22 protein-coding genes and 1 tRNA gene are annotated in these 23,155 nt (G+C 73.5%); 16 read left to right on the top strand and 7 right to left on the bottom strand.

The window, feature by feature from the left end:
- Window positions 1-15: 15 nt before the first annotated feature.
- Window positions 16-87 (bottom strand) — tRNA-OTHER (locus tag HII36_RS03270).
- A 52-nt stretch (window positions 88-139) separates the two neighbouring features.
- The gene (locus HII36_RS03265; protein WP_173521513.1) at window positions 140-754 is read right to left on the bottom strand and encodes a TetR/AcrR family transcriptional regulator; all 615 of its coding nucleotides are present in this window, start codon (window positions 752-754) and stop codon (window positions 140-142) included.
- 68 nt (window positions 755-822) lie between these two features.
- On the opposite strand from HII36_RS03265, the gene HII36_RS03260 reads away from it, so the two are divergent.
- The 3 genes from HII36_RS03260 to HII36_RS03250 all read left to right on the top strand — a co-directional run bounded on the left by HII36_RS03260 (window position 823) and on the right by HII36_RS03250 (window position 2,941).
- Window positions 823-1,587 (top strand): SDR family oxidoreductase, encoded by a 765-nt coding sequence (locus tag HII36_RS03260; protein ID WP_173521512.1) that lies wholly within the window; start codon window positions 823-825, stop codon window positions 1,585-1,587.
- A gap of 55 nt (window positions 1,588-1,642) precedes the next feature.
- Window positions 1,643-2,287, top strand: a complete 645-nt coding sequence (locus tag HII36_RS03255) for a DedA family protein (protein ID WP_328807570.1) — start codon at window positions 1,643-1,645, stop codon at window positions 2,285-2,287.
- Window positions 2,288-2,539: 252 nt separating this feature from the next.
- Window positions 2,540-2,941 (top strand): hypothetical protein, encoded by a 402-nt coding sequence (locus tag HII36_RS03250; RefSeq protein ID WP_173521511.1) that lies wholly within the window; start codon window positions 2,540-2,542, stop codon window positions 2,939-2,941.
- 197 nt (window positions 2,942-3,138) lie between these two features.
- Here HII36_RS03250 and HII36_RS03245 read toward each other — a convergent pair whose 3' ends face one another.
- Window positions 3,139-3,672, bottom strand: coding sequence for a TetR/AcrR family transcriptional regulator (locus HII36_RS03245; RefSeq protein ID WP_173521510.1), 534 nt, complete (start codon window positions 3,670-3,672; stop codon window positions 3,139-3,141).
- Window positions 3,673-3,729: 57 nt separating this feature from the next.
- On the opposite strand from HII36_RS03245, the gene HII36_RS03240 reads away from it, so the two are divergent.
- The 3 genes from HII36_RS03240 (at window position 3,730) to HII36_RS03230 (ending at window position 5,135) form a co-directional block, all read left to right on the top strand.
- A complete protein-coding gene (locus HII36_RS03240; RefSeq protein WP_173521509.1) occupies window positions 3,730-4,080 on the top strand; it encodes a VOC family protein in 351 nt (116 codons plus the stop codon).
- Window positions 4,081-4,126: 46 nt separating this feature from the next.
- The gene (locus HII36_RS03235; protein WP_173521508.1) at window positions 4,127-4,555 is read left to right on the top strand and encodes a hypothetical protein; all 429 of its coding nucleotides are present in this window, start codon (window positions 4,127-4,129) and stop codon (window positions 4,553-4,555) included.
- Between the two features lie 79 nt (window positions 4,556-4,634).
- Entirely contained in the window at window positions 4,635-5,135 is a 501-nt protein-coding gene (locus HII36_RS03230) for a hypothetical protein (RefSeq protein WP_173521507.1), read from the top strand.
- A gap of 245 nt (window positions 5,136-5,380) precedes the next feature.
- On the opposite strand, the gene HII36_RS03225 is transcribed toward HII36_RS03230, so the two are convergent.
- On the bottom strand, window positions 5,381-6,256 hold the full coding sequence (locus HII36_RS03225) for a helix-turn-helix transcriptional regulator (RefSeq protein WP_217369112.1): 876 nt from the start codon (window positions 6,254-6,256) through the stop codon (window positions 5,381-5,383).
- A gap of 109 nt (window positions 6,257-6,365) precedes the next feature.
- Here HII36_RS03225 and HII36_RS03220 point away from each other — a divergent pair, with 109 nt between their 5' ends.
- The 3 genes from HII36_RS03220 (at window position 6,366) to HII36_RS03210 (ending at window position 9,039) form a co-directional block, all read left to right on the top strand.
- Window positions 6,366-6,797, top strand: coding sequence for a hypothetical protein (locus HII36_RS03220; protein ID WP_173521506.1), 432 nt, complete (start codon window positions 6,366-6,368; stop codon window positions 6,795-6,797).
- Window positions 6,794-7,531 carry a GTP cyclohydrolase I FolE gene (gene folE / locus HII36_RS03215; protein WP_328807569.1) on the top strand — a complete coding sequence of 246 codons (738 nt, stop codon included), beginning with the start codon at window positions 6,794-6,796 and terminating at the stop codon, window positions 7,529-7,531. The genes HII36_RS03220 and folE overlap by 4 nt, the downstream gene beginning before the upstream one ends.
- A gap of 194 nt (window positions 7,532-7,725) precedes the next feature.
- Window positions 7,726-9,039, top strand: coding sequence for a sensor histidine kinase (locus HII36_RS03210; protein WP_173521505.1), 1,314 nt, complete (start codon window positions 7,726-7,728; stop codon window positions 9,037-9,039).
- Here the strand turns inward: HII36_RS03210 and HII36_RS03205 are convergent.
- Window positions 9,014-9,655 carry a response regulator gene (locus tag HII36_RS03205; RefSeq protein ID WP_268959436.1) on the bottom strand — a complete coding sequence of 214 codons (642 nt, stop codon included), beginning with the start codon at window positions 9,653-9,655 and terminating at the stop codon, window positions 9,014-9,016. The genes HII36_RS03210 and HII36_RS03205 overlap by 26 nt on opposite strands.
- 93 nt (window positions 9,656-9,748) lie before the next feature.
- Here HII36_RS03205 and HII36_RS03200 point away from each other — a divergent pair, with 93 nt between their 5' ends.
- From HII36_RS03200 to HII36_RS03180, 5 genes are all read left to right on the top strand, one after another.
- Window positions 9,749-9,937, top strand: coding sequence for a DUF6229 family protein (locus tag HII36_RS03200; protein ID WP_173521504.1), 189 nt, complete (start codon window positions 9,749-9,751; stop codon window positions 9,935-9,937).
- A gap of 16 nt (window positions 9,938-9,953) precedes the next feature.
- Entirely contained in the window at window positions 9,954-12,812 is a 2,859-nt protein-coding gene (locus tag HII36_RS03195; protein ID WP_173521503.1) for a type 2 lanthipeptide synthetase LanM family protein, read from the top strand.
- Window positions 12,809-14,674, top strand: a complete 1,866-nt coding sequence (locus tag HII36_RS58520; RefSeq protein ID WP_217369110.1) for an ABC transporter ATP-binding protein — start codon at window positions 12,809-12,811, stop codon at window positions 14,672-14,674. Before HII36_RS03195 ends, HII36_RS58520 begins: the two co-directional genes overlap by 4 nt.
- Window positions 14,671-16,020: an FAD-binding oxidoreductase gene (locus HII36_RS03185; protein ID WP_173521502.1), complete on the top strand. Its 1,350-nt coding sequence runs from the start codon at window positions 14,671-14,673 to the stop codon at window positions 16,018-16,020. The genes HII36_RS58520 and HII36_RS03185 overlap by 4 nt, the downstream gene beginning before the upstream one ends.
- A gap of 90 nt (window positions 16,021-16,110) precedes the next feature.
- Window positions 16,111-17,253, top strand: coding sequence for a DUF418 domain-containing protein (locus HII36_RS03180; RefSeq protein WP_173521501.1), 1,143 nt, complete (start codon window positions 16,111-16,113; stop codon window positions 17,251-17,253).
- Between the two features lie 36 nt (window positions 17,254-17,289).
- Here HII36_RS03180 and HII36_RS03175 read toward each other — a convergent pair whose 3' ends face one another.
- Entirely contained in the window at window positions 17,290-17,976 is a 687-nt protein-coding gene (locus tag HII36_RS03175; RefSeq protein ID WP_173521500.1) for a hemerythrin domain-containing protein, read from the bottom strand.
- A 132-nt stretch (window positions 17,977-18,108) separates the two neighbouring features.
- Between HII36_RS03175 and HII36_RS03170 the strand changes: the two genes are divergently transcribed.
- Both HII36_RS03170 and HII36_RS03165 read left to right on the top strand, forming a co-directional pair.
- Window positions 18,109-18,588 (top strand): hypothetical protein, encoded by a 480-nt coding sequence (locus HII36_RS03170; protein ID WP_173521499.1) that lies wholly within the window; start codon window positions 18,109-18,111, stop codon window positions 18,586-18,588.
- On the top strand, window positions 18,585-20,582 hold the full coding sequence (locus tag HII36_RS03165; protein WP_173521498.1) for a multicopper oxidase family protein: 1,998 nt from the start codon (window positions 18,585-18,587) through the stop codon (window positions 20,580-20,582). Before HII36_RS03170 ends, HII36_RS03165 begins: the two co-directional genes overlap by 4 nt.
- Here HII36_RS03165 and HII36_RS03160 read toward each other — a convergent pair.
- On the bottom strand, window positions 20,522-23,155 hold a 2,634-nt coding region (locus tag HII36_RS03160), incomplete at its 5' end, for an ATP-binding protein (protein WP_173521497.1). The two genes, HII36_RS03165 and HII36_RS03160, sit on opposite strands and share 61 nt — an antisense overlap.

Below are 23,155 nucleotides of genomic sequence, written 5' to 3'. Positions count from 1 at the left end.
CCCCACGATTCGGGGCAAGGCTGGTCGGATTCGAACCGACGTCCTCCAACCCGCTGTAAGGCGCGACGACCTCTGCGCTACAGCCTTGCCGTTGGAGAGCTTAGCGAAGCGCACCGGCATTCCATGGTCATTACCGACATCACGGGCGGCCGACGACGTCGTCGCCGAAGACGGCCATGAGCGCCGTGCCGATCAGGTGCGGCAGGTCGCTCCGCCCGTCGTCCGCGGCCCAGCGCACCAGCGCCGTGTGCAGGGCGGCCAGGCAGGCGCTGGCCGCCGCCTCGGCCTGGAACGCCGTATCGGGATCGGCGGCCTCGTCCCCCAGGGCGCCGACGATGGCCTGCTGGAGTGCGTACTGGTTGTCCAGGTGCTTGGCGCGCAGGGCGGGCGTCGAGATCATGAGCCGCAGGCGGACGAGCAGGAACTCCCGATCCGCCGCCATGCCGTCGCCGGTCAGAGCGGCTGCCACGTCGACGAGCGCGCCGCCGATGCGCCGGACCAGGGGCCGATCCGCGGGCGAGGCGGCGATCCGCTCGGCGATGAGCGCACCGACCTGATCGACCAGGACGAGGTCCTCCTTGGTGGGGAAGTGCCGGTAGACGGTCATGGGTGACACCCCGGCGGCCTCGGCGACGTCGTTCATGGTCGTGGTGTCGTAACCGCGCTCGCTGAACAGCCGTATCGCGTGCGCCTGGATCGCCCGCTGTGTCTGGGCTCGTCGGCGCGCTCGCAGGGTTGAGTGCTGATCAGGCATGTGGTAGACACTACCACCTTGATAGAGACTACCAAGTTGGTAGTCACTAACAGATGGGAGCAGGCGACATGAGCGATCTGATCGGCAGGACGGCCCTGGTGACCGGCGCGTCGCGCGGCATCGGCCGGGCGATCGCGACCCGGCTGGCAGCTGCGGGGGCGACGGTGATCGTGCACTTCGGCACGGACGAGGACGGCGCGGCTTCCACGGTCGCCGAGATCGAGCGCGGCGGCGGAACCGCCTTCGCCGTCCAGGCGGAGCTGGGCACGGACGGCGACGTCGAGAAGCTCTTCGCGGGCGTCGAGTCGGGCCTGGCCGGACGGCCGCTCGACATCGTCGTCAACAACGCGGCCGCGCAGCCCGCCGGCCCGCTGGGAGTCACGACCCGGGCCGAGTTCGACCACCTCTTCGCGGTGAACGTGCGGGCGCCGTACTTCATCATCCAGCGAGCGTTGCCGCTGCTGCGCGACGGCGGCCGGATCATCACGATCTCGTCCGTCGCGACCCGCATGGCCAACCCCGCCCAGACGTCCTTCGCCATGACCAAGGGCGCGATCGAGACCATGAGCCTGACCCTGGCCAACGAGCTCGGGGTCAGGGGGATCACGGTGAACGCGGTCGCCCCCGGCGCCACCCGGACTCCCGCCAACGCCGCCGTCTTCGAGGCGCCGGGCCTGGCCGACTTCATCGCCGGATCGACGGCGCTCGACCGCCTCGGCGAGGACGGCGACGTCGCCGACGTGGTCGCGTTCCTCGCCTCCGACGCCGCCCGCTGGATCACCGGCCAGGTCGTCGACGCCAGTGGCGGCCTGTTCCTCGGACCACGTAACTGACATTTGTCCCGGTTCCGCCAGGCTGCTGGGATCATGTGAAGCCGGGGGGTACGGGGTGGACTGGATCATTGACGGCGTTCGGGCCTTGGGCGACCTGCCCTTCCCCCTGCTCGGGCTGGTGGCCGGGGTCATGGCGTTCGCCGAGTCCGGGTTGGGGGTGGGCTCGGTCGTCCCGGGAGAGACCGGGGTGCTGCTGCTCGGGGTCGCCGCCACGACCCCCGTGCGGTTCGCCGCCATGCTGCTGATCGTGGCGCTGGGGGTGACGGCCGGCGACCACGTCGGCTACGGCCTCGGCCGCAGGTACGCCGGTCGCATGCGCGACACCCGGGTGGTGCGCCGGCTCGGCGTGCGTCACTGGGATCGCGCGACCGCCGCGCTCCACCGACACGGCGCGGCGGCGGTGTTCGTCACCCGGCTGATTCCGATCGTCCGCACGCTCACGCCCGCCGCCGCCGGGGCGGCGCGGGTGCCGTACCGGCGGTTCCTCCCCGCCTCGCTGACGGGCTCGTTGTTGTGGTCGGGGGTGTACGTCGGCCTGGGCGCGTTCGCCGGGGCGTCGGCCACTCATCTGGAGCGGCTTCTGGGACGGTTCTCCTGGGCGCTGCTCGCGATCCTGGTGCTGTTCACCGTGGCCGCGATCGTGATCCGACACCGCCGCCGACGCCGGGCGGCGGGTCGCGGAGCCGGCGAGTCCCGCTGACGCGGCGTCCACCGGGGCGGCCGTCAGTCGGGCTCGCACCTGGGCGCGCGGCGCCGTTCGACGTGATGCCCGCCCGGAACCCGACTCCCTCGCGCGCTGATGTCACGCCACTCGTGTCAGCGGCCGCGTCAGTACGGCGACGGCCGCGTATCAGAGCGCCCGGAGATCGTAAGTGATGTGAGCGGTTGAACGAAGGCGGCCACGAGGCCGGCCGGGCGACCGCTCGTCATGACGATCGAAGGAGAGCATCACATGATCACCGCCATCGCCCTCACCGACCAGGACAAGCTCACCCTCCGCACCGCCGCGTGGGGCGCCGTCTCCCTGATCTCCGCCGCCAGCGCCGGGAACTCGGCCCACAAGGCCGCCACCGAGGGCTCCATCGCGCTGATGTCCGCGACCGGCGCGGTCGGGCACGTGCTGGCCAAGGCGCCCAAGGGCGTGAAGTGGGGCAAGACGGTCGCCGAGCTGGCCGACCTGGTGCTGCCGGCCCTGACCGAGTCCGTGGGCCTGCTCAAGCAGCAGGCCCCGGACGAGGCCGACAACTTCCGCCGCACCATCCTCATCGCCATCGAAGCCGCCGGCCAGGGCAACCCCAACCCCACCGCCACCGAGATGGCACGCAAAATCACTGAAGCCATCGACGCCGCCTGACCCGAGACGCCCCGACCCGAGCACGACAGCGAATCGAGGAATCATGAACACCTGTACCCCAGGGCCATACGGCGCGTCGGAGTCGCGGCGCCGGCGGCCGCGCTGCTGACCGGGGCGGCGACCCCCGCCGCCGCACAGGACGTGACCGGCCGCCCGGACGAACCGGCGTGGGACGACGCGCGGCGGTATCGGGCAGGTCAGAGCGTGTGGAGGCGGAAGGCGGCGAGGGCGGCGCGGGCGTGTGCCGGCTCCGCGCCTTCCGCCACCGCCGTCAACGCCGCGCGCCAGGCCGCCGCGAGCAGCCGCCCGAGCAGCGGCGGCGTCGAAGCCGAGGACGGGGCGGCGCTGCGTTCGAGCAGCTCGGCCAGCCGGTCGGGCTCGGTGTCCTGCGGCGGCTCTCCCAGGATGCGCAGGAAGTTCTCGCGCACCGCGAAGTCCAGCCCGACCAGCAGGGCGGACGTCACGGCCGCCGAGTGGTCCGGCCCCGGTCCCGTGGCGGCCATGGCGCCTTCCATCCGGTCCAGCAGCCGCCGTTCGACGTCCTCGCGCACGACGGTGTACAGCCCGAGCTTGCTGCCGAAGTGGTGGTAGAGCGCCCCCGTGGTGACCTTCGCGGCCGCCGCCAGCTCGGCGACCGTCACCTCGTCGAACGGGCGTGCCCCGAACTCCTTGGCCGCGGCGAGCACGAGCCTGCCTCTTGGGGATGTCGAAACCGGAATCCATTCGCGCACCCGTACATAATGCCGTTATGCTCTGGGTAAATCCAGTTACGACCGGAAGGATGTGCCGTGAAGCTCGAGTTCCTGTTCGTCCCCACCTCCGACCTGAAGGCCTCGCTCGCTCTCTACCGCGACGGCCTCGGCTTCACCGAGAACTGGCGCGAGGGTGACACGACCGTCGCGCTCGCACTTCCGGGCACCGACGTGCAGATCATGCTCGACGCCCACGACCCCGAGGCGCCGGTCGGGCCGGTGTTCATCGTCGACAGCGTCGAGGACTTCCACGCCGCTCGCCCGCAGGCACTGGCCGTGCTCGAAGCCCCCACGGAGATCCCCGGCGGCTTCCAGGCCACCTACCAGGACCCGGGCGGCGCGACCATCTACGTCATGGACCAGTCCACGGATCAGAACGCCCAATAAGATCGAGATCCGCGGCAGGTGTGCTCACGTCCAGATGGAGAGCCGGATGAGCAGTATCGTCACGTTCTTCGCAGCACGGGACGAGCGGGCCGCCGACGCGCTCACCCACGACCCTGACGCGTCCTCGCGCGCACTCTCCTTCGGGAACTTCGACGCCGAGGAGGCGCTGCTGGACTGGCAGGCCCGCCTCACGGGGGTGTCGTTCGAGTCGCTCGTGGAGCGCGATCTCCCCGAGGTCGTCGCGGAGAACGACGCGGGGGCGGCGGTCTTCCTGCTCTCCGACGCCCTGGTGGAGGCCCTCGCCGCGGCGACCGATCCCGAGGTGCGCGCGCTGGCGTCGTGGTGGGCCGAGGAGAAGTCCGCCGACGGAATCGCGATCGAGCCGGACGCCGCCGCGCTCATCCTGCGGAGTCTCGCCGACCTGGCTCGCGCGGAACGGGAACCCGGTACGCACGTGTACTGCCGGGCGAGCTGAGCCCCCGGGTGCGCCCGAGGCGGGGAACGTTCCATCCGTGATCCCCTCGGAAGCACGGTTCATGGGACGATCCGGATCTATGATCCGCAAACTGATCGGAATGGCCTCCGCCACCCTCCTGGCGGCCTCGGCCCTCGCTCCCGCCGCCCAGGCGACCACCGGCACCGCCGCGGGCACGCACGCCACCGCCGCGAGCACGCACGCCACCGCCGGGCTCAAGACGGTGTACGGATGGGCAAAGAAGTCCGGCAACTCCGCGATGATCCTCACCCCGCACAAGGCGACGCTCGGCGAGATCGGCGAGAGCGGGCTGCCGGGCTGGGACCTGGGCAAGAAGACCGGCAAGCCCATCAAGATCGACTACACGGAGGGGCTCGACTTCCGCCAGATCAACAAGAAGTGCGGCAAGCGGGCGGCCGGCTACCCGCACGACAAGTACACCAAGAAGGGCTTCGGCGCGGTCAAGTGCTACCCCATCGACCTGTGGAAGCTGCTGGGCAAGGGCCGGCTGGCGGTCCGGGTCGTCTACGACCCGGCGGGGCCGATGGCCGTCAAGGTCTACGAGCTGAACCTGCCGTAGGCGGTGACACCGGTGTGGGAAATCCACAGCCGGTGGTGACAGGCGGCATCTAGGAGCAGGCGGGGGCGGCTCGTACCGTCCAGCACATGACCGTCAAACGCTTCGCCGCGATCGCCGGTGCGGCCCTGCTGGCCGGCTCGGTCCTGGCGTCGCCCGCGCAGGCGGCGCCAGGCTATCTCTGCCTCATCGCCACGGCCGTGCCGAGCGGCGCCGGGTACACGTTGTCGAGCCCCGGCTGCACCGGCTCAGGGTTCGTCGACGTGCCGGTGCTCGTCTGGTCGGGACCTGCCGCCGGAAACTACGTCTGCCTGCGGGTCACCTACGCTCCCCTGGAGGCCGAGTTCGAGGGCACCGGGTGCGTTCGGGCTTGAGACCTCGCCGTCGATGGTGACGCAGCATCGGCCTGGGCCGGGGTTCAGCCGGGCGCGCAGACTGCCCGGGCACAGGCGCTCGATGACGCCGTCGATCAGGTCGAGGTTCATGCCGCAGACGAGTTCGGTGTAGCTCTGGGCCAGCCGGTGGAAGGGGCAGTTGGCCAGGACGAGACCCTCGTGTCCGGCGCGCGGCTCGTAACCGTGACGGGCCAGCGTGTCGGCCACGGCCTGCCGCGTACCGACCTCGCGATCAGGAGCGGCCTCCCGGCGGGCGGCGGCGGTTTCGCCGATGCGGTGGCCTGCGGACCTGGCGGCCGTGCTGAGCGCGGCCTGGACGGGCACGTCGTCGCGGGCGGCGATGGTGACCGCCTCCGCCAGCACCTGGCCGGCGAGGTCGTAGCGGCGCTCGGGCAGGGTGACCGCGATGTCGCGCGCGGCCCGCCGATACATCTTGGCCGGACGCCCGGCGCCTGGCCCGCCCCGGCCGGGCGGCCTGCTGTACTCCACGTCGAGCAGCCCCTCGGCGACCAGCTTGTCGAGGTTGAACTTCGCGACGTGATGCGCGACCCCTACGCCCTCGGCCGCGTTCTCCCTGCTCACCGGGTATTCCTGAGCCACCACGTAGGCGTAGAGCGCCTGGCGCACGGGCTCGCTCAGCGCCGCGACGCTCGCCACGTCGGCGGCGAACGCATCGGTGGCACAAGCGTCGGCGGCGGACGCGTCGCGGTCGTCGGACGCCTCGGACATCGCTTGCCTCCCGGTTCCTGATGACGCTCCCATTCTAACGGACACATGTATTGACGAAATGCGACCTCAGTTCTAACGTCAAGATTTGTATCCGTTAGAAGGAGTCGTCATGGCAGGAAACGCCGTATCAAGATCCGTCCCGTCGCTGGAGCAGGTGAAGGCCGACCCGGCCCTGCAGGGGTTCTGGCTCCTGCGCATCGGGTTCACCGTCGCCCCGATCCTGTTCGGGCTCGACAAGTTCGCCGGGATGCTCACCGACTGGGACCAGTACCTCGCCCCGGCCATCGACGGCATCGTCCCCGGCACCGCGCACCAGGCCATGCTGGCCGTCGGGGTCATCGAGATCGTCGCCGGGCTGGTGGTGGCGGTGCTGCCCAGGTTCGGCGGCTACCTCGTGGCCGCCTGGCTCGGCGGCATCATCGTCAACCTGCTGCTGCTCGGGAACTTCTACGACGTGGCGCTGCGCGACTTCGGGCTGCTGCTCGGCGCGCTCTGCCTGGCGCGTCTGGCCGCCGCCGCCCACCGTCCGGGATCGCGGTGAACCGGCACGTGGACACGGCGAACCCGCGCGCGGAAGCGGACCACCACCTGATCGCCGCCGAACTGGCGGCGGCCGATCGGGTGGCGGCCGATCGGGTGGCGGCCGATCGGGTGGCGGCCGATCGGGTGGCTCATGCGGAAGCCCATCGGGTGCCGCATCTGCGGCTGGCGCGCGAGGTCGCGCCGATCGACCTGGACGCCGCCGCCGACGCCGTACGCCGCCTGCTGGCCGCGCTCGGGCAGGACGTGGAGTCCCCGCACCTGCGCGACACCCCAAGACGGGTCGCCGGCGCGTTCGCCGAACTGCTCGAACCCGAACCGTTCACCCTCACCACCTTCCCGAACGAGGGCGGCTACGACGAGTTGGTCCTCGTCCGCGACGTGCCGTTCCGCTCGCTGTGCGAGCACCACCTGCTGCCGTTCCACGGCGTGGCGCACATCGGCTATTTGCCGGCCGAGCGGATCGTCGGGCTGTCGAAGCTGGCCAGGGTGGTCGAGCACTACGCGCGCGGCCTGCACGTCCAGGAGCGGCTGACCCAGCAGGTCGCCGACTGCCTGCAGCGCAACCTGCACGCCAAGGGCGTCGCGGTGGTGCTCGAGGCCGAGCACCTGTGCATGTCGCTGCGCGGGGTACGGGCCGCCGGCGCCCGTACGGTCACCTCCGCGCTGCTCGGCCTGCACCGCGACGACCCGGCCACCAGGCAGGAGTTCTTCGCGCTCACCGGAGTGCACTGAGCACTGATCGCGTCCGGAGTGCACTGATCACATCCTGAGCGCACTGATCACGTCCTGATCGAACGGCGGCATGCCGGGGGCAGGGAGCGGACGCTATTGCGGGAACTCGGACGTCCGTATCCGGCCTGCCCTTGAGATCCCCACCGGCCACGGTGGATCTTTGAAGCCGGCTCCGTAGAAGGGCGTCGCTTCACATGCAGCCATCACCCGGGCACAACCCCGCCGAGCAGCCCGCACCGCGCGGGCGGGGCTCGCTCGGGTGGCGCGATCCGCTGTTCCTGGCCTCCATGCCGAGCGGCGAGCGGGTACGCAGATTCGTCGCCATGCTGCTGCTGTTGCAGCGGCTCAGCTACCTGCTGCCGGCGTGCGCGAGCCTGTTCTCGCACGAAGTGCTCTTCTCCTCCCCGGCGCGCAACGCGGTGCTGCTCACGCTGGCCCTGGCCTGGAACGTGGTGCTGTTCCACTGGGTCGCGCGGCGCGGCTGGTTCCCCATCAGGGCCGTGTTGATCGACGTCCTGGCCACCTGCGTGTTCATGATCGGGGTGACCGACGTCTGCGTGCCCGCGTCGACCTCGTGCATAACGAACTGGTCCTCGCACGCCCTGCTGGCGACCGGGGCGTTGATCGGCGCGGTGTGCGAGCGGCCGATCCAGATCACCGCGCTGCTGCCGCCCGTCGGGGTCTACGCGATCGCGCACGCCGGCGACCTGGGCGAGCGCTTCCCCGCCGGGCTGGAGCTGGCCGTGCGGCTCAACAGCTACGTGTGGTTCGCGGTGATCGTGTTCTTCATCCGCCGCTACCTGGCCGCCCAGGCCACGCGCCTGGACCGGCTGGCCGAGCAGCGGCTGGCGGCCGAGGCGGAACGGGTCGCCGAGCGCGTCGCCGAGCAGGCCAGGCTGGCGCACTACCGGCAGTTGCACGACACCGTGCTGGCCACGCTGACCGCGATCGCGCGCGGCGGGCTCGATCACCATACGGAGGAGGTCCGGCGCAGGTGCGCGGCCGACGCGGCCTACGTGCGCACGCTGATCAGGCAGGACGCGGCAGGCCCGGCGACCGGGCTGAGCAACGGCCTGGCCAGGGCCGTGGCCAGGGCGGCCGGGCTGGGCCTGTGCGTGCACTACGCCGCCGAGGCACTCCCGGGCGAAGACTCGCCCGCGGTCTCGACCGCCGATCCGCCCGAAGCCTCGCACGGGGCAAGGCACGGCGGCCCGCCCGCCGAGGTGGCGATGGCCATGGCCGAGGCCTGCGCGGAGGCGCTCAACAACGTGGCCAGGCACTCCGGTGAGCGGGAGGCCTGGCTGACCGCCGTCGCCGTGGACGGCGTGATCACCGTCCGGGTGGTCGACCGCGGCAAGGGCTTCGACCCCGCCCGGGTCGAGCCGGGCTACGGGCTGCGCTCCTCCGTGGTCGGTCGGCTGCGCGAGGTGGGCGGCGGCGCGGAGGTCATCACGGCGCCGGGTGAAGGCGTGTGCGTGGAGCTCACGTGGCCAGGCCGTCCTCTCTGACACGGGTGGCGAGCTCCAGCTTCGTGTACGCCGGACGTCCCGCCTTGCGGTACTTGTCCTTGACCCGTTCGAGGTAGTTCTTGGCGGTTCCCGGCTGCACCCCGGCGCTGCGGGCGGCCGCGGTGAGCGTCATGCCGGAGGCGTAGGCGAGCAGCACCGCCCGCTCCTGCGGGGACAGGACGGGACGGTCGCCGTCGCGGTCGGCCAGCCAGCCGAGCGCCAGTTCGCGGGAGATGGCCACTTCCTCCTTCGCCACCTCCCGCACCTTGGCCACGAGCGCGGCCAGGTCGTGGTCCTTGGTGAGGTATCCGCCGGCGCCCGCGTCGATCATCTGCCTGGCCACGTCGCCCGAGGTCACCACGCTCACGACCAGTACGCGCCGGCCTCGTCCGACCAGGGTGCGGACGTTCTGCACGGGGTCGGAGCGGTCGGCGAGCAGCAGGTCGAGCAGCACCACGTCGGCCGGTGACCGCTCGGTTTCGAGCAGTTCGGCGACGGTGGCGGCGCGGCCGGTCAGCCGGATGTCGGGTACCCCGGCCAGCCAGGCGGCCAGGCCTTCGATGAGCATCCGGTCATCGTCGACTACAGAAAGGGTGATCACGCCTGTCTGTCTCATATCCGGAATGTCCTGTCAAGTGCGCAGTTATGGCGGCTACCGGTCATGAAGCCCCCATCGCACGATGACGCCAAGTCCGAGAAGGGAGCAAGCATGACCGTCACCCTCGAGAGGGCCGAGGAGATCATCGCCGCCTGGAGGGCCGGCGACGAGCCGGACAGCCCGGTGGGCCCGCTGCTGCCCGGCATGTACATCGAGTCCGAGATCACGATGACCGGACCCGGCTACTCAGGCAAGTGCGGAACCGCCTGCTCGGCCTCCCGCACCCGTTACTGCTGCTGAGCCGGGACGGAAGCACATGGCCGGTGAGTTCGACCCTCCGCTGGACCCACTGATCGGACCGGCCCTGGCCGACCTGGAGGCCCGGCTGGGGGCGCTCACCGGCCTCGCCGCGGCCGAGCGCGCCGTGATATTGGCCGGCGCCGCCCGATCCGTCGACGAGGACGTCCGCCGCAAGATCACCAGAGTGCTGGTGCTAGAACTGAACGCCGCCAGGATCTCCGGCCGCCTGACCGCCGCCGACCCCGCCGCCCGGTGGGAGGAGTGGAAGCGGAGCGTGGCGGAGCCCGCCTTCTGGGACGCCATGAACGGGCCGTACCCGGGCATGGTGGACAGGCTCACGACGCTGATCGCCCACCGCTGCACGGCCGCCGGCCACTTCGCCGAGCGGTTCGCCGCCGATCGGCGGGCGATGACCGTCCTGCCCGGAGCTCCCGAAGGCGAGCTCGAACGCGTCGAGTTCGGCGCAGGGGACAGTCACCGGGGCGGGCAGACCGTCATCTCGCTGCACGCCGCCGACGGCCGGGTCGTCTACAAGCCGCGCTCGCTGGCCGTGGACGCCGCGCTCACCGAACTGCTGCCCCACCTGGGCGAATCCACCATGCGCGTGCCCGCCGTGGTGACCAGGGACGGCTACGGCTGGGCCGAGCACATCGAGCACCGCCACTGCGCCGACGCCACAGAGCTGCGCGCGTTCTACCGGGGCATGGGCCACTGGCTGGCGCTGATGCGCCTGCTCGGCGGCAGCGACCTGCACGCGGAGAACCTCATCGCGGCCGGGCCGCACCCGGTGGTCGTCGACTGCGAGAGCCTGTTCACCCCGCACGCCACCGCGCGGCCCTCCGGCTACGGCCAGGCCGTCGACCTGGCGGTGGAGCTGGTGGACACGTCCGTGATGCGTACCGGGCTGCTCCCCGGGCGCGGGGTGGCGCTGGGCTGGCGGGGCGTGGACGTCTCGGCCGTCGGCGCGCTGCCCGGCCAGCAGCCGGAGGTGGAGCTGCCGGTGGTGCTCGACGCGGGCACCGACAGCCCGCGCATGGGCACCGAACGGGTGGAACTGCCGCCCGCCGCCAACCATCCCAGCCCCGAGCCGGTGCTCGGCAGCTACTGGGACGTGATCATCGCCGGGTTCGACGAGCTCGACGGCCGCCTGACCGAGCTGGACCGGTCGGGCAAGCTGGAGCCGCTGCTCGCGCCGTTCGCCGACTGCCCGGTGCGCGCGGTGCTGCGCTCCACCGAGTCGTACGCCGAGCTGAGCCGCATGCTCTGGCACCCGGTCGCGCTGCACGACGAGGCGCCGGCCCGGGCGAAGGCCGCCGCGCTGCTGGCCAGGATGTCGCAGAACGTGCCGGGCGCGCCCGGCGACGCGGCCGTCATCGCCGCCGAGGTGGACGAGCTGTGCCACGGCGACATCCCGATGTTCGACACCACGCCGCGCGTCGGCGTGCTGCGCGGCCCGGGCGACACGCGGTGCGGGCCCGAGCTCGACCTGATCGCCGACGCGGTGTCGCGCTGGCGCGCCCGTGACCACGGCCTGGATCGCCGGGTGGCGCAGGCTGCCCTGGTCAGCGCGTACCTCAACGAGGGCTGGATGCCGGAGGACGCGCAGCTCTCCCCCGGGCTGATCCGGACCGAGGATCTGGAGCCCCGGCGGCGGGCGGCGGCGGCCGGGGTCCTGCGCGGCGTGCTGGACAGCGCGGTACGCGGCGCGGACGGCACGGTCACCTGGATCACCCCGGTGCTGAGTCCGACCGGCTGGGCCGTGCAACCGCTGGCCGCCGACCTGTACGGCGGCGCGCACGGCGTGGCGATCCTGCTGACCGGCTACCTCCAGGAGGTCGAGGCGGGCCGGGCCGAGCCGATCGACGAGCTGCCCGGACTCCTGCGGGCGGTACTGACCACCATCCGCCGCATGGAGGACAGCGACGCGGACAAGCGGCGCGAGGACATCAGGACGCGGCCTGAACCGCCCGGCGCCTACCTCGGGATCGCCTCCCAGGTGTGGGGCTGGCTGCAACTGCGGGCGCTCGGCGCGGCCGGGGACGAGGCGCTGGAACGCGCCCGCGCGCTGGCCGGGCTGCTCCCCGACGCGATCGACGCCGACGACGGCTACGACCTGCTCTCCGGCATGGCCGGGGCGATCGTCCCGCTGCTGCGGCTGGGCGAGTGCGCCGGCGAAGCGCGGTGGGCCGAGCTGGCGGGCTCGATCGGCACCCGGCTGGCGGGGCTGGCCGAGTACCGGCCCGGCGGGGTCTGCTGGCCCAGCCCGCGTTTCCCGCAGGGCCTCGGCGGGCTGGCGCACGGCGCGACCGGCATCGGCTGGGCGCTGTCACGGCTGGCAGCCGCGGAACAGACCGCGACCCCGGCTTCGGCTCGACCGGAGTTCCGGCGGCTGGCCGAGTCGGCGTTCGCCTACGAGGACACGCTCTACGACCAGGACCAGCACGGCTGGGTGGACCTGCGCGGCGACGGCTTGACCGCCGCCGCCTGGTGCCACGGCGCCGGCGGGGTCGGGATCGTCGCCGCCGACCAGCTGGCCCACGCGGAAGACGGCAAGGTCTGGCGCGACAGGCTGAAGCGGGCCGCCGCGTCCTGCTGGGCCGACGGCACCGGCTGGAACCACACGCTCTGCCACGGCGACCTCGGCTCCTGGGAGGTGATCGAGCACGCCCGCGCGGCCGGGGTCGCACCGGTCGAGCATGACCGGATGGCCGCGCACATCCTGGGCAGCCTCGAAGCCAACGGCCCGGTCAGCGGCCTGGCCAGGGACGCCTTCGCCCCCGGCCTGCTGCCCGGCCTGGGCGGCGTGGCCTACCAGTTGCTGCGCATGCACCCGGACTGCCGGCTGCCTTCCGTCCTGCTGCCGGACCTGGAGTGAGCGACGTGGAGGCGGAGGAGGAGCTGGCCACTCCGTACTGGCATCTGGACAGGCAGGACGGTCCCCGGCGCTCGCTGCGGCGGTTGCCCGCGCTGATGGCGCCGGTGTTGCGGCTGGTGTGGGAGTGCGGGCGGTGGTCGGCGCTGACCGTCCTGGCGCTCCAGGTCGCGGCGGGCCTGGCCACCGCCGGTGGGCTGCTGGCCACCACGTCGGTGCTGGACGAGCTGCTGGCCTCGGGCGCGGCGCCGGAACAGCTCGTGGCGGCGCTGCCCGACCTGGTGCTGCTGGCCGCGATCGTGGCGGTGCGCGGCGCGGCCACCGGGGCGGTGGAGCTGGCCAGGGCCCGGCTTGAGCCGGCGTTGCGCCGGGCGGCCGAGGAACGGCTGTTCGCCGCCGCGCTCGGCGTGCAACTGGCCGACTTCGACGACGTGGACTTCTACGACGGCCTGCACCGGGCCCGCGACCGGGGCCTGTTCCACCTCGACCGCGCGGTCGGCAACGTCATCGACCTGCTCGGCGCGGCCTGCGGGGTGATTGCGGCGGCCGCCGGGCTGGCCGTGCTGCATCCGCTGCTCGTCCCGTTGCTGCTGGCCGGGGTGGTGCCGGAGGCGTGGGCGGTGCTGAAGGCGGCCAGGCTCGGCTACGCGGGCATGCGCAGCATGGTCACGCTGAACCGGCGGGTGGACCTGCTCGGCGGGCTGGCCACAGAACGCGAACCGGCCGGCGAGCTGCGGGCCTGCCAGGCCGAGCCGTACGTGCTGGCCGAGTACCGCCAGGCGGCCGACGTGCTGCGGCGTGAGGAGACCAGGGTCGGGCTGTCCATGGCACGCGTCGGCCTCGCCGGGCGCGCGGCCGGCGGCCTGGCCCTGACCGGGGTGCTCACCGTGCTCGGGCTGATGCTGCACGCCGGCTGGATCGCGGCGGCCGCGGCGGGCACCGCGGTGATCGCCGTCCGGGTCGCCGCGGCGGCGCTGCGTCAGCTCGCCCAGGCCGCCAACCAGCTGTTCGAGCAGTCCCTGTACGTGGCCGACTACCACGACTTCCTGGCCGACGCCGCGTCCAGGGGCCGACCGGCCGGCGGGACGGCGGCGCCGCGCTCCCCGGAACGCATCACCCTGCACGGCGTGACCTTCACCTACCCCGGCAGCCCCGGCCCGGCGCTGCGGGAGATCGACCTGACCATCCACGCGGGCCAGACGATCGCGCTGGTCGGCGAGAACGGCTCGGGCAAGACCACCCTGGCCAGGGTGCTGGCCGGGCTCTACCGGCCGACCAGCGGCAGCGTCCGCTGGGACGGCCTGGACACCGGCGAGCTCGACCCCGACTCGCTGGCCGACCGGGTGGTCCTGGTGCCGCAGCACCCGGTCCGCTGGCCGCACGACGCCAGGACCAACGTCCGCATGGGGCGTCACGACCGGCACGACCCGGAGGATCGGGCGCTGCGCGCGGCGGCGGTGCTGGCGGCGGCCGACGATCTGGTCGCCGACCTGCCTTCGGGCTGGCAGACGCTGCTGTCCAAGCAGTTCAGAGGCGGCCACGAGCTGTCGGCGGGCCAGTGGCAGCGCCTGGCCGTGGCCCGCGGCCTCTTCCGCGACGGCCCGGTGCTGATCTGGGACGAGCCGACCGCCCCGCTGGACGCCAAGGCCGAGTACGCCGTCTACGAGACGCTGCGGAAGATCGCCGGAGAGCGTACGGTGCTGCTCATCACCCACCGGCTGACCAGCGTCAGGCACGCCGACCGCATCTGCCTGCTGCATCGCGGGCGCATCGCCGAGGAAGGCACCCACGAGGAGTTGCTGGCGCTGCGCGGCCGCTACGCCGAGCTGTACGCACTGCAGACCGGCGAATCGGAGCGCCGATGAAGCTGATCCGACCGGGCGAGCCGGGCTACCAGGAGCGGCGCAAGGCCTTTCGCGGCACGCTCGTCGAGGAGCTGCCCGTCGCCGTGGCGTGCTGCGACTCGGAGGCGGACGTGGTCGGCGCGCTGGCGCTGGCGGGCGCCCGCTGCCTGCCGTTCGCCCTGCGCGGCGGCGGCCACAGCTTCGCCGAGCACTCCTCCACCTCCGGACTGCTCGTGGACCTCGGCGCGATGAGGACGATCGAGATCGGCCGGGACAGCGTCCGGGTGGGCCCCGGTGTGCGGGTCGGCGAGCTGGCCGCGCGCCTGGCCGAGCAAGGACGCCTGGTCCCCTGCGGCTGGTGCCCGACGGTCGGGGTCACCGGCGCGGTGCTCGGCGGCGGATACGGCGTGCTCAGCCGCCTGTACGGGCTCGGCGCCGACCACCTGCTCGCCGCCCGGGTGGTCCTGGCCGACGGCAGGTGCGCGGACGCGGACGACGACCTGCTGTGGGCGCTGCGCGGCGCGGGCGCGGGCAACTTCGGCGTGGTCACCGAGATCACCCTGCGTACCAGGCCCGTCGTGCCGATCACGGCCGTGCGGGCGATCTGCGGGTACGACCGGGCCGCCGATCTCGTCGACGCCTGGCAGCACTGGGCCCCGGACGCGCCGGACGAGGTCAACCTGGAGATCGCGGTCGTCGTCGGCGACGAACCGGACGAACCGCCCTACGCGGTGCTCTTCGGCGTCGTCGCCGGCCCGGCGGAGGCGGCGGCGAAGCTGGTGGCCGAGCTCGCCGACCTGGCCGGGCTCGGCCGGGACAGGCTCGAGTTCACCCGGCTGGAGGGCGCCGCGGCCGCCTGTCACCACGACTACGCCGACGGCGGCGCGGGCGCGGTTACGGAGCTGCCGCCGGGCGAGCGGCCCGGGCTGCGGCTGAACAAGTCGGCCTTCTTCGACCGGCCGCTGCCCCGCGCGGCGATCGAGGACCTGCTGCACCGGCTGGCCGCCGACCGCGTCTACGGCGAGATCAGGGACCTGGAGTTCGTCCCGTGGGGCGGTGCCATCGGCCGGGTCGCGCCCGACGCGACAGCGTTCGTCCATCGCGGGCCGCGCTTCCTGCTCAAGCAGTCCGTGCAGGTGGGATTCCGGGCCGCCGACGAGCGCAGGCTGGACGCGCACGCGTGGCTGCGCCGCTCCTGGGCACACCTGTCGCCGTGGGCCGGCGGCGTCTACCCCAACTACCCGGACGCCGACCTGACCGACTGGGCGCGCGCCTACTACGGCGGCAACCTGCCGAGACTGCGGCGGCTGAAGGCGGCCCACGACCCCGGCGGCGTGTTCCGGCACGCCCAAACCCTGCACGCGTAGGCAGCACGAGGCTTTGACGGGCCTTTGGTCGAGCCCGGATAGACCAAGGTTCGATGTGGCGTCACCGGGCCGCTGCCTAGCGTCGGAGACATGTCACTGACGGTCTCCCCGCCCCCTTCCACGGCCCGTGTCGTGGAGGTCGACGCGGTTCGCGGGTTCGCGCTGGCGGGCATCCTCGTCGCCAACATCGGGTTCCTCGCCGACCCCGGGCACGCCGTGGTGGGCCAGTCGCCCATCTCGGACGGCCCCGTCGCGTTCGGCATCACGGCTTTCGTGCTGACCAAGTTCTACGTCATCTTCTCCTTCCTGTTCGGTTACTCGTTCACGCTGCAGATGCGGGCCGCCGAGCGGGCCGGGGCGAGCGTGCGGGCGCGTACCGTGCGCCGCTGCCTGGCGCTGCTCGCGATCGGCCTGCTGCACGGGTTCCTGTTCTGGATCGGCGACATCCTGACCCTGTACGCGGCGCTCGGCCTGGTGCTGCTGCTGTTCAGGAACATCAAGCCGCGCACGGCCGTCATCGTCGGATCGGTGATCATCGGCCTGCTGACGCTGCTCTGGCTGGCGCTGGCCGGGCTGAGCCTGCTCGACCCGGCCGCCGGACAGGTCCCGCCGGTCGACACCGCGGCCGCCGCCAGGGCACTCGACCTGGCCACGGCCGGCCCGCTGGACTTCCTGCGACTGCAGACGGAGCTCTATCCGCAGCTCGTGGCCATGATCTGGCTCTTCCAGGGTCCGACGGCGCTGGCCATGTTCCTGTTCGGCCTGGCGGCGGGCAAGTCGCGGCTGCTGGAGGAGCCGCGGTCGCTGTCCAGGGTGCAGTGGGTGGGGTTCGGCGTCGGCATCCCCAGCGGGATCTTCTTCGCCTGGACGTCGGGCTCCTCCGGCGCGCTGGAAACGCTCGGACTGGCCGTGAACACGCTCACCTCGCTGCTGCTGGCCGCCGCGTACGTGGCGACGCTGGTGCGGCTGGTCAGGCGCGTCCCCGCGGTGGCGCGCGTGCTCGCCCCCGCCGGGCACATGGCCGCCTCCAACTACATCGGGCAGTCGGTGCTCTCCTGCCTGGTCTTCACCGGGTACGGGCTGGCGCTGGCGGGCCGGCTCTCGCCGATCGCGGTGATGGGGGTGGCGGCGGTGATCTACGCGGTGCTGGCGACGTTCAGCGCGCTGTGGCTGCGCCGCCACCGCCACGGCCCGGTCGAGTACGGGCTGCGCCGCATCACCAACTGGTCCTGACCCGCCTGGTCCTGACCCGTCCGATCGGGGGCCGGGTCAGGACCACAGCCCGGACGTACGCCGCCGGTAGCAGAACCCGGCGACGGCGGCCAGCAGCCGCATCGGGGGCGGGGCCTGGCTGCGCAGGCGGTCGGCGGCGTCGTCGGGCAGGCCGTCGATCAGCCAGCCGAGCAGCGTGAACATCTGCCTGGGGCCGTACTGGCGCTGGATGTCGCGGTGGCCCCGCGCGTCCTCGGCGGCGGAGATGTGGGCCTGCATGAGCGGGATCGCCATCGTCTCCTCGTGGGCCAGGTGCGCTCCGACCGTGTCGGCGAGCGCGCGCAGCGCGGTGGCCAGCTCGGCCCGGCCCGGCTCCGACGGCTCCCGGGCGAAGGCCGCGAACGCGCTCTCGCACTCCGCGATCCACTTGGCCGCCTCGGCGTGCTCGGCCTCCATCGCGTCCATGACCTCGGCGGCCTCGGCGGCCCGCGCCCGCAGCAGCGGCCAGACCGTCAGGTCCTCGGCCCGGTGGTGATGGTGCAGGACGAACAGCACCCAGGCGAGTTGCTTCCTGAGCCGGTCGATCCTGTCGCGGTCGCGCGGGCTCACCTCGCACACGGCGGTGACCAGGCGGCCGAGGTCGCGGCGGAAGCCGTGGTGTGCCAAGTACATGTTGGTCATGTCCAGCGGCCCGGGGGCGGCGGCGGCCTGGCCGGGAAGCCGGATCTGCGGGACGTCTGCCATCGCAGGTCCCCTCCTTTCCTTCGCCCCCACACTCGCCGCGCCCGTTTGGGTTTCGCTTGGCGGCCGTTCCAAGCCCGCGCCAAGCCCGCAGGCGCATCGTGAACGCCCTGTCCCGAGAAGGAGGGAACTCCGGTGCGCAAGACCCTGTACGTACTCGCCGCCCTGCAGGTCGCGGCGGTCGTGGTGCAGTTCTACCTGGCCACGTTCGGCGCGTTCCACCGGCCGCAGCCGGCGCCCATGACCGGCCCCATCGTGCCGCACATCATCAACGGGACCATGGTGATCCCGATCCTGTCCGTGGTGGTCGCCGTCGTCGCGGGCCTGGCCAGGGCGGGCGGCAGGCTCGTCGGGCTCGCGCTCGTCCCGCTCGGGGTGGTGGTGGCGCAGCTCTTCGCGGTGTTCCCGCTGGCCGACCTGCTGGCCGACGTTCCCGGGGTGACCACGACGGGCAGCAACGTGGTCTTCGGGTTCCACGCGCTGCTCGGGCTGGTGCTGCTGTGGGCGGTGATCGCCGCGTTCCGCGCGGCTGGGGCCCTGGTCAGGACGGCGGATGCCGGGCCGGTGGCGGATGCCGGGCCGGTGGCGGGCGATCGGCTGGGGTCGGGGCGTTGAGCCAGGTCGTCGCCCGGTTGCTGACGCTGGACAACCTGGCGCTCGCCGGGGTGGCCTGCTGCTGGCCGGCGGCGGGGGTGGCCGCCTTCCGCGCGGCACGCGACCACGCGCCGCGGACCGCGCGGGTGGCGGCGGCGCTGGTCGGGGCCGCCGTGCTGGTGACGGCGGCCCGGGTGGCGCTGGGCGTGGCCCTGGCCGGCCACGGCTGGTGGTTCGCCGCCGACCGGCTGCTGGTGGCCGTGCCGCTGGTGGCGCTGCCGGGGCTGGTCGCGGCGGCGATCACCCTGCCCGCGCTGGTCAGGACTAGCCTGCCCGGACGGCCCGCGCCGGCCGAGGTGGGTGCGCCCGGACGACCCGCGGTCGGTCCCGTCATGGCTTGGCCGGTGCTGGTCGCCGGTTACGGCGGGCTGGGCGGCGTGTCGCTGTCGCTGATCGGGACCTATCCGATCAGCCCGCTGCCGGTGGGCGTGGTCGTCGGGCTGGTCGCCGTGGCCGCCGTGCTCACCGGGCCCGTCTTGACCGGCCGCGTCCCGGGTTCCCGGCGGTTGGCTGTCGCCGGTGGGACGTTTCTGCTCTGCTTCGGTGTGGTCTGGGCAGGTGTGTCCATGTGGTCGAGCCGCCTGCCCGACCGGCTCAACCTGGGCACACACCACGCGACCCCGGCCGCCGCCCAGGGACGGCAGGTGCCGGTGACCGCGCTGCGCGAGCCCGCGTCCGGCGGCCCGGTGCGCCGCTTCACGCTGACCGCCAGGCCCGCCACCGTCACGCTGACCTCAGGACGCGCGGTGCCCGCCTGGACGTTCGACGGCCGGGTCCCCGGCCCCACGCTCCGCGTCAGGCAGGGCGAGCTGATCGAGGTACGCCTGCGCAACCGCATGCCCGGCCTGGCCGTCACCCTGCACTGGCACGGCTACCACGTCCCGGCGGGCGACGACGGCGTGGCCGGGGTGACCCAGGACGCCGTACGGCCGGGCGGCGAGCACGTCTACCGCTTCCGGGCTGCGCAGCAGGGCAGCTACTGGTACCACAGTCACGACATGTCCGACCCGGCGGTGCGGATGGGGCTGTTCGGGATGCTGGTCGTCGATCCGCCCACCGGCCGGCCGCCGGGCGCCGATCACACGGTCGCCCTGCACACGCTCGGCGGCGTGCCCACTCTCGCCGTGGACGACCGTCCGCCCGCCGACGGCCAGGCCGGGCTCCAGGTGGCCCCGGGCACCCCGGTCAGGCTGCGGATCGCAGCCACCGACAACGTGCCCGCCACGCTGGGGCTGAGCGGGGTGACGTACCGGCTGGCGGCGGTGGACGGCGGTGAGCTGAGCGACCCCGGCCCGCTGAGCGGCCAGCGGCTGCGGCTGGCCGCGGGCGGCCGCTACGACCTGACCTTCACCATGCCGCCCGGTCCCGTGCTGCTGTCGGTGGACGGCCGCGCCGCCCCCGGCCTGCTGCTGTCACCGGGTCCGGCGTCCGCCGCGCCGCCGCCCGCGACGCCGCCGCCCGCCACCGGGCCGCTGCTCGACATCACCGCCTACGGAGGGAAGCCGCAGCCGCAGCCCGCCGACTTCGACCGGGAGATCACCTGGGTGCTCGACCGTCGGCTCACCCTGCTCGACGGCGTCCCCAGGCTGGCGCACACGGTCAACGGTCAGGTGTGGCCGGACATCGTCACCCCCGTCGTACGCGAGGGCGAGCTCATCAAGATCACCGTGGTGAACCGGGGCAAGGACACCCACCCGATGCACCCGCACGGCCACCACGTGCTGGTGCTCTCACGCGACGGCCGGCCCGCCACCGGGCCGCTCTGGATGGACACCTTCGACGTCGCACCCGGCGAGGTGTGGGTGGTCGCGCTGCGGGCGGACAATCCCGGCCTGTGGATGTCGCACTGCCACGACCTGGGCCACGCCGCGCTGGGCATGACCTTCCACCTGGCCTACGAGGGCGTCACGACGCCGTTCGACGCGGGCGCGGCCTCGGGCAACCACCCCGAGTGAGCGGACCTGGCCGCCACCCGGGCGGCGGCCTCGGCGGACAGCAGGTCCAGCGCGGCGGCGCGGGCGGCGTCGTCCGGGCCGCCGCGCAGCCGTCTGGACTCGGCGGTCTCCGCGGCGACCAGCGTGATCAGGCTGTCCGCGCCGAGCGCGACGCACGAGGCGAGCGCGTGCTCGCCGTGCTCCACGGCCGCGTCCAGGTCGCCGAGCGCCTTGGCCAGCCCGGCCAGCGAACGGCTGAGCGGCCACAGCGGGAAGCCGAGCCCCGCCAGGGACATGCGGCCGGCGTACGGGAGGATCATGGCGTACAGGTCGGCGCAGGCGCGCCGGTCGCCCAGGCCCGACCAGATGTCGGCGAGCAGGGCCACCTGGTGCGGCCAGAGGAAGTCGCGCGGCACCGAGTCCGGGCCGGGCCACGGGCCGATCAGCGCGAGCGCCTCCTCCTCGCGGCCCAGCGCGACCAGGAACGGCGCCGCCCACCGGCTGCTGCCCGCGTCGCCGCCGTAGGACTGGAAGCCGGCGACCACCTCCGGGTCCAGCCTGCCGTGCCGCAGGTCGTACAGGGCCATCAGCAGCAGCCCGCCCAGGACGTTCTCCTCCGCGCCCCACATCGAGGTCAGCCGGTGCTGCTCGGCGGTGGTGCGGAACAGCCGCTCGGCCGCCGGCCTGTCGCCGGTGAGCAGGGCGACGCCGAGCCTGAGCCAGCCGATCATCACGCCCACGAACGGCACGCGCAGCCGTTCCGCCAGCGTGCCCGCCTCGTCCAGCAGGGCGGGCGCGCGCGGGGACGGGTCGGCTTCGAGCAGCGCGGCGCCCAGGTAGGTCAGGCCCACGGTGAGGATCTCGTCGTCGCCGGACTCGCGGCCGACCCGCACCATCTCCTCGGCCGCCGTCACCCGTTCGCCGAGCGTGTCGGGGCCGAGCAGGGCGACGTAGCGCGTGCTCAGCGCCCAGCCGAGCAGTTCGGGGTCCGCGCAGCGCCTGGCGTGCTCGACGGACTCGCGGCTCAGCCGCTCACAGTCGGCCGAGGTGTCGCCTGGGCGGTGGTAGGCCGCGGTGGCCAGGCGGCCGAGCACCCTGGCGCGTTCCGCGTCGCCGAGATCGGGCCGCGCGGCCAGGTCGCGCAGGTCGCGGGTCAGCTCGGGGTCGTAGTGTCCGAGCGGTGACCAGGGGTGGACGATCCTGCCGCCGTACCCGGTGGCGGCGGCGATCAGCCTGCGCCGGTCGCCCGCCTCGCGTGCCACCAGCCTGGCCTGTTCCAGCGCCCGCACCTGCCCGGCCGGGTCGCCCGCGCCGAGCAGCGCGTCGGCCAGCGCGAGCAGCAGGTCGGCGCGTTCGGCGCGGCTCAGGTCCGGATCGCCGTCGGCGACCTCGACCGCGCTGGTCAGCAGCCCGGCGGCGACGTCGTGGGCGCGCAGCCGGCCGGCCTGCCTGGCCGCGGCCGCGGCGGCCTGCCAGGCGCGCCGCGCGTGTCCCGCCGGCACGGCGAGCAGCCAGTGGTGCGCGGCGGTGGCCAGCCGGTCGGACGCGGGTCCCGCGCCGCGTCCCTCCACCGCCGCCGCGACCGCGGCGTGCAGCCTGGCCCTGCGCATCGGCGCGACGGCGTCGGCCAGCGCCTCCTGCACCAGGGCGTGCGTGAAGCGCAGCCGTCCAGGACGGCCTTCGGCCAGGATCGAGGCACGAAGGGCGGGTTCGAGCCGGTCGAGCGTGTCGTCCAGCGACAGTCCCGCCGCCTCGGCGATCACGGCGGCCTCGAACTCGCGCCCGGCCACCGCCGCCGCGCGCAGCACCTCGCCGGTGACGTCGGGCAGGCGGGCCACCCGGCCGAGCACCACGTCCCTGACGCCCAGCGGCAGCGCGCCGCGCGGGTCGGCGCCCGCCGCCATGAAGCGGACCAGCTCCGCCACGAAGAACGGGTTGCCGTCGGTACGGTCGCGCAGCACCCGCAGGATCTCCGGCGCGGCCATCTCGGCCGGGACGAGCGCCACCAGTTCCGCCAGGTCGAGACCGGTCAGCGCCAGCCGCAGCGCGTGGCGGCGCGACAGGGCGGCGAAGGCGTCGGCCAGCGCGCTGTCCGCGGACGTCTCCCTGGCCGTCCCCAGGATCAGGATCGGGCCCTCGGCCAGCGTCTCGGCGAGGTAGCCGAGCAGGCGCAGCGACGAGCGGTCGGCCCAGTGCAGGTCGTCGAGCACGAGCACGACGGGACCGCGCGCTGCGGCGGCCGCCAGCACCCGGGCGGTCGCCTGGTAGGCGCGAAAACGCGCGCCCGCCGGGTCGGCCACGGCGCCCGCGCCCGAGCCCGGCAGGTCCTCCCGCAGCTCGGCGGGCAGCTCGGGCAGCTCGCCGAGCAGGCGTTCCATGAGCGTGGTCCACGGCCAGAACGCGGGCGCGCCCTCGACGGCGGCGCACCGGCCGACGGCGACCAGGAAGCCGCGGGCCTGGGCGCGCGCGACGGCCTCCTCGGCCAGCCGGGTCTTGCCGATGCCCGGCTCGCCGGTGATCAGCACGAAGCCGGGCGCGCCCGCGGCGACGTCGTCCAGCAGCGTCTCGACGGCGGCCAGCTCGGCGACCCGCCC

Origin of the sequence: Nonomuraea antri (assembly GCF_013283785.1) — a bacterium.
GTDB lineage: Bacteria > Actinomycetota > Actinomycetes > Streptosporangiales > Streptosporangiaceae > Nonomuraea > Nonomuraea antri.
The sequence above is the reverse complement of the archived record's forward strand: the minus strand, read 5'-3'. Positions and strand labels throughout refer to the sequence as shown.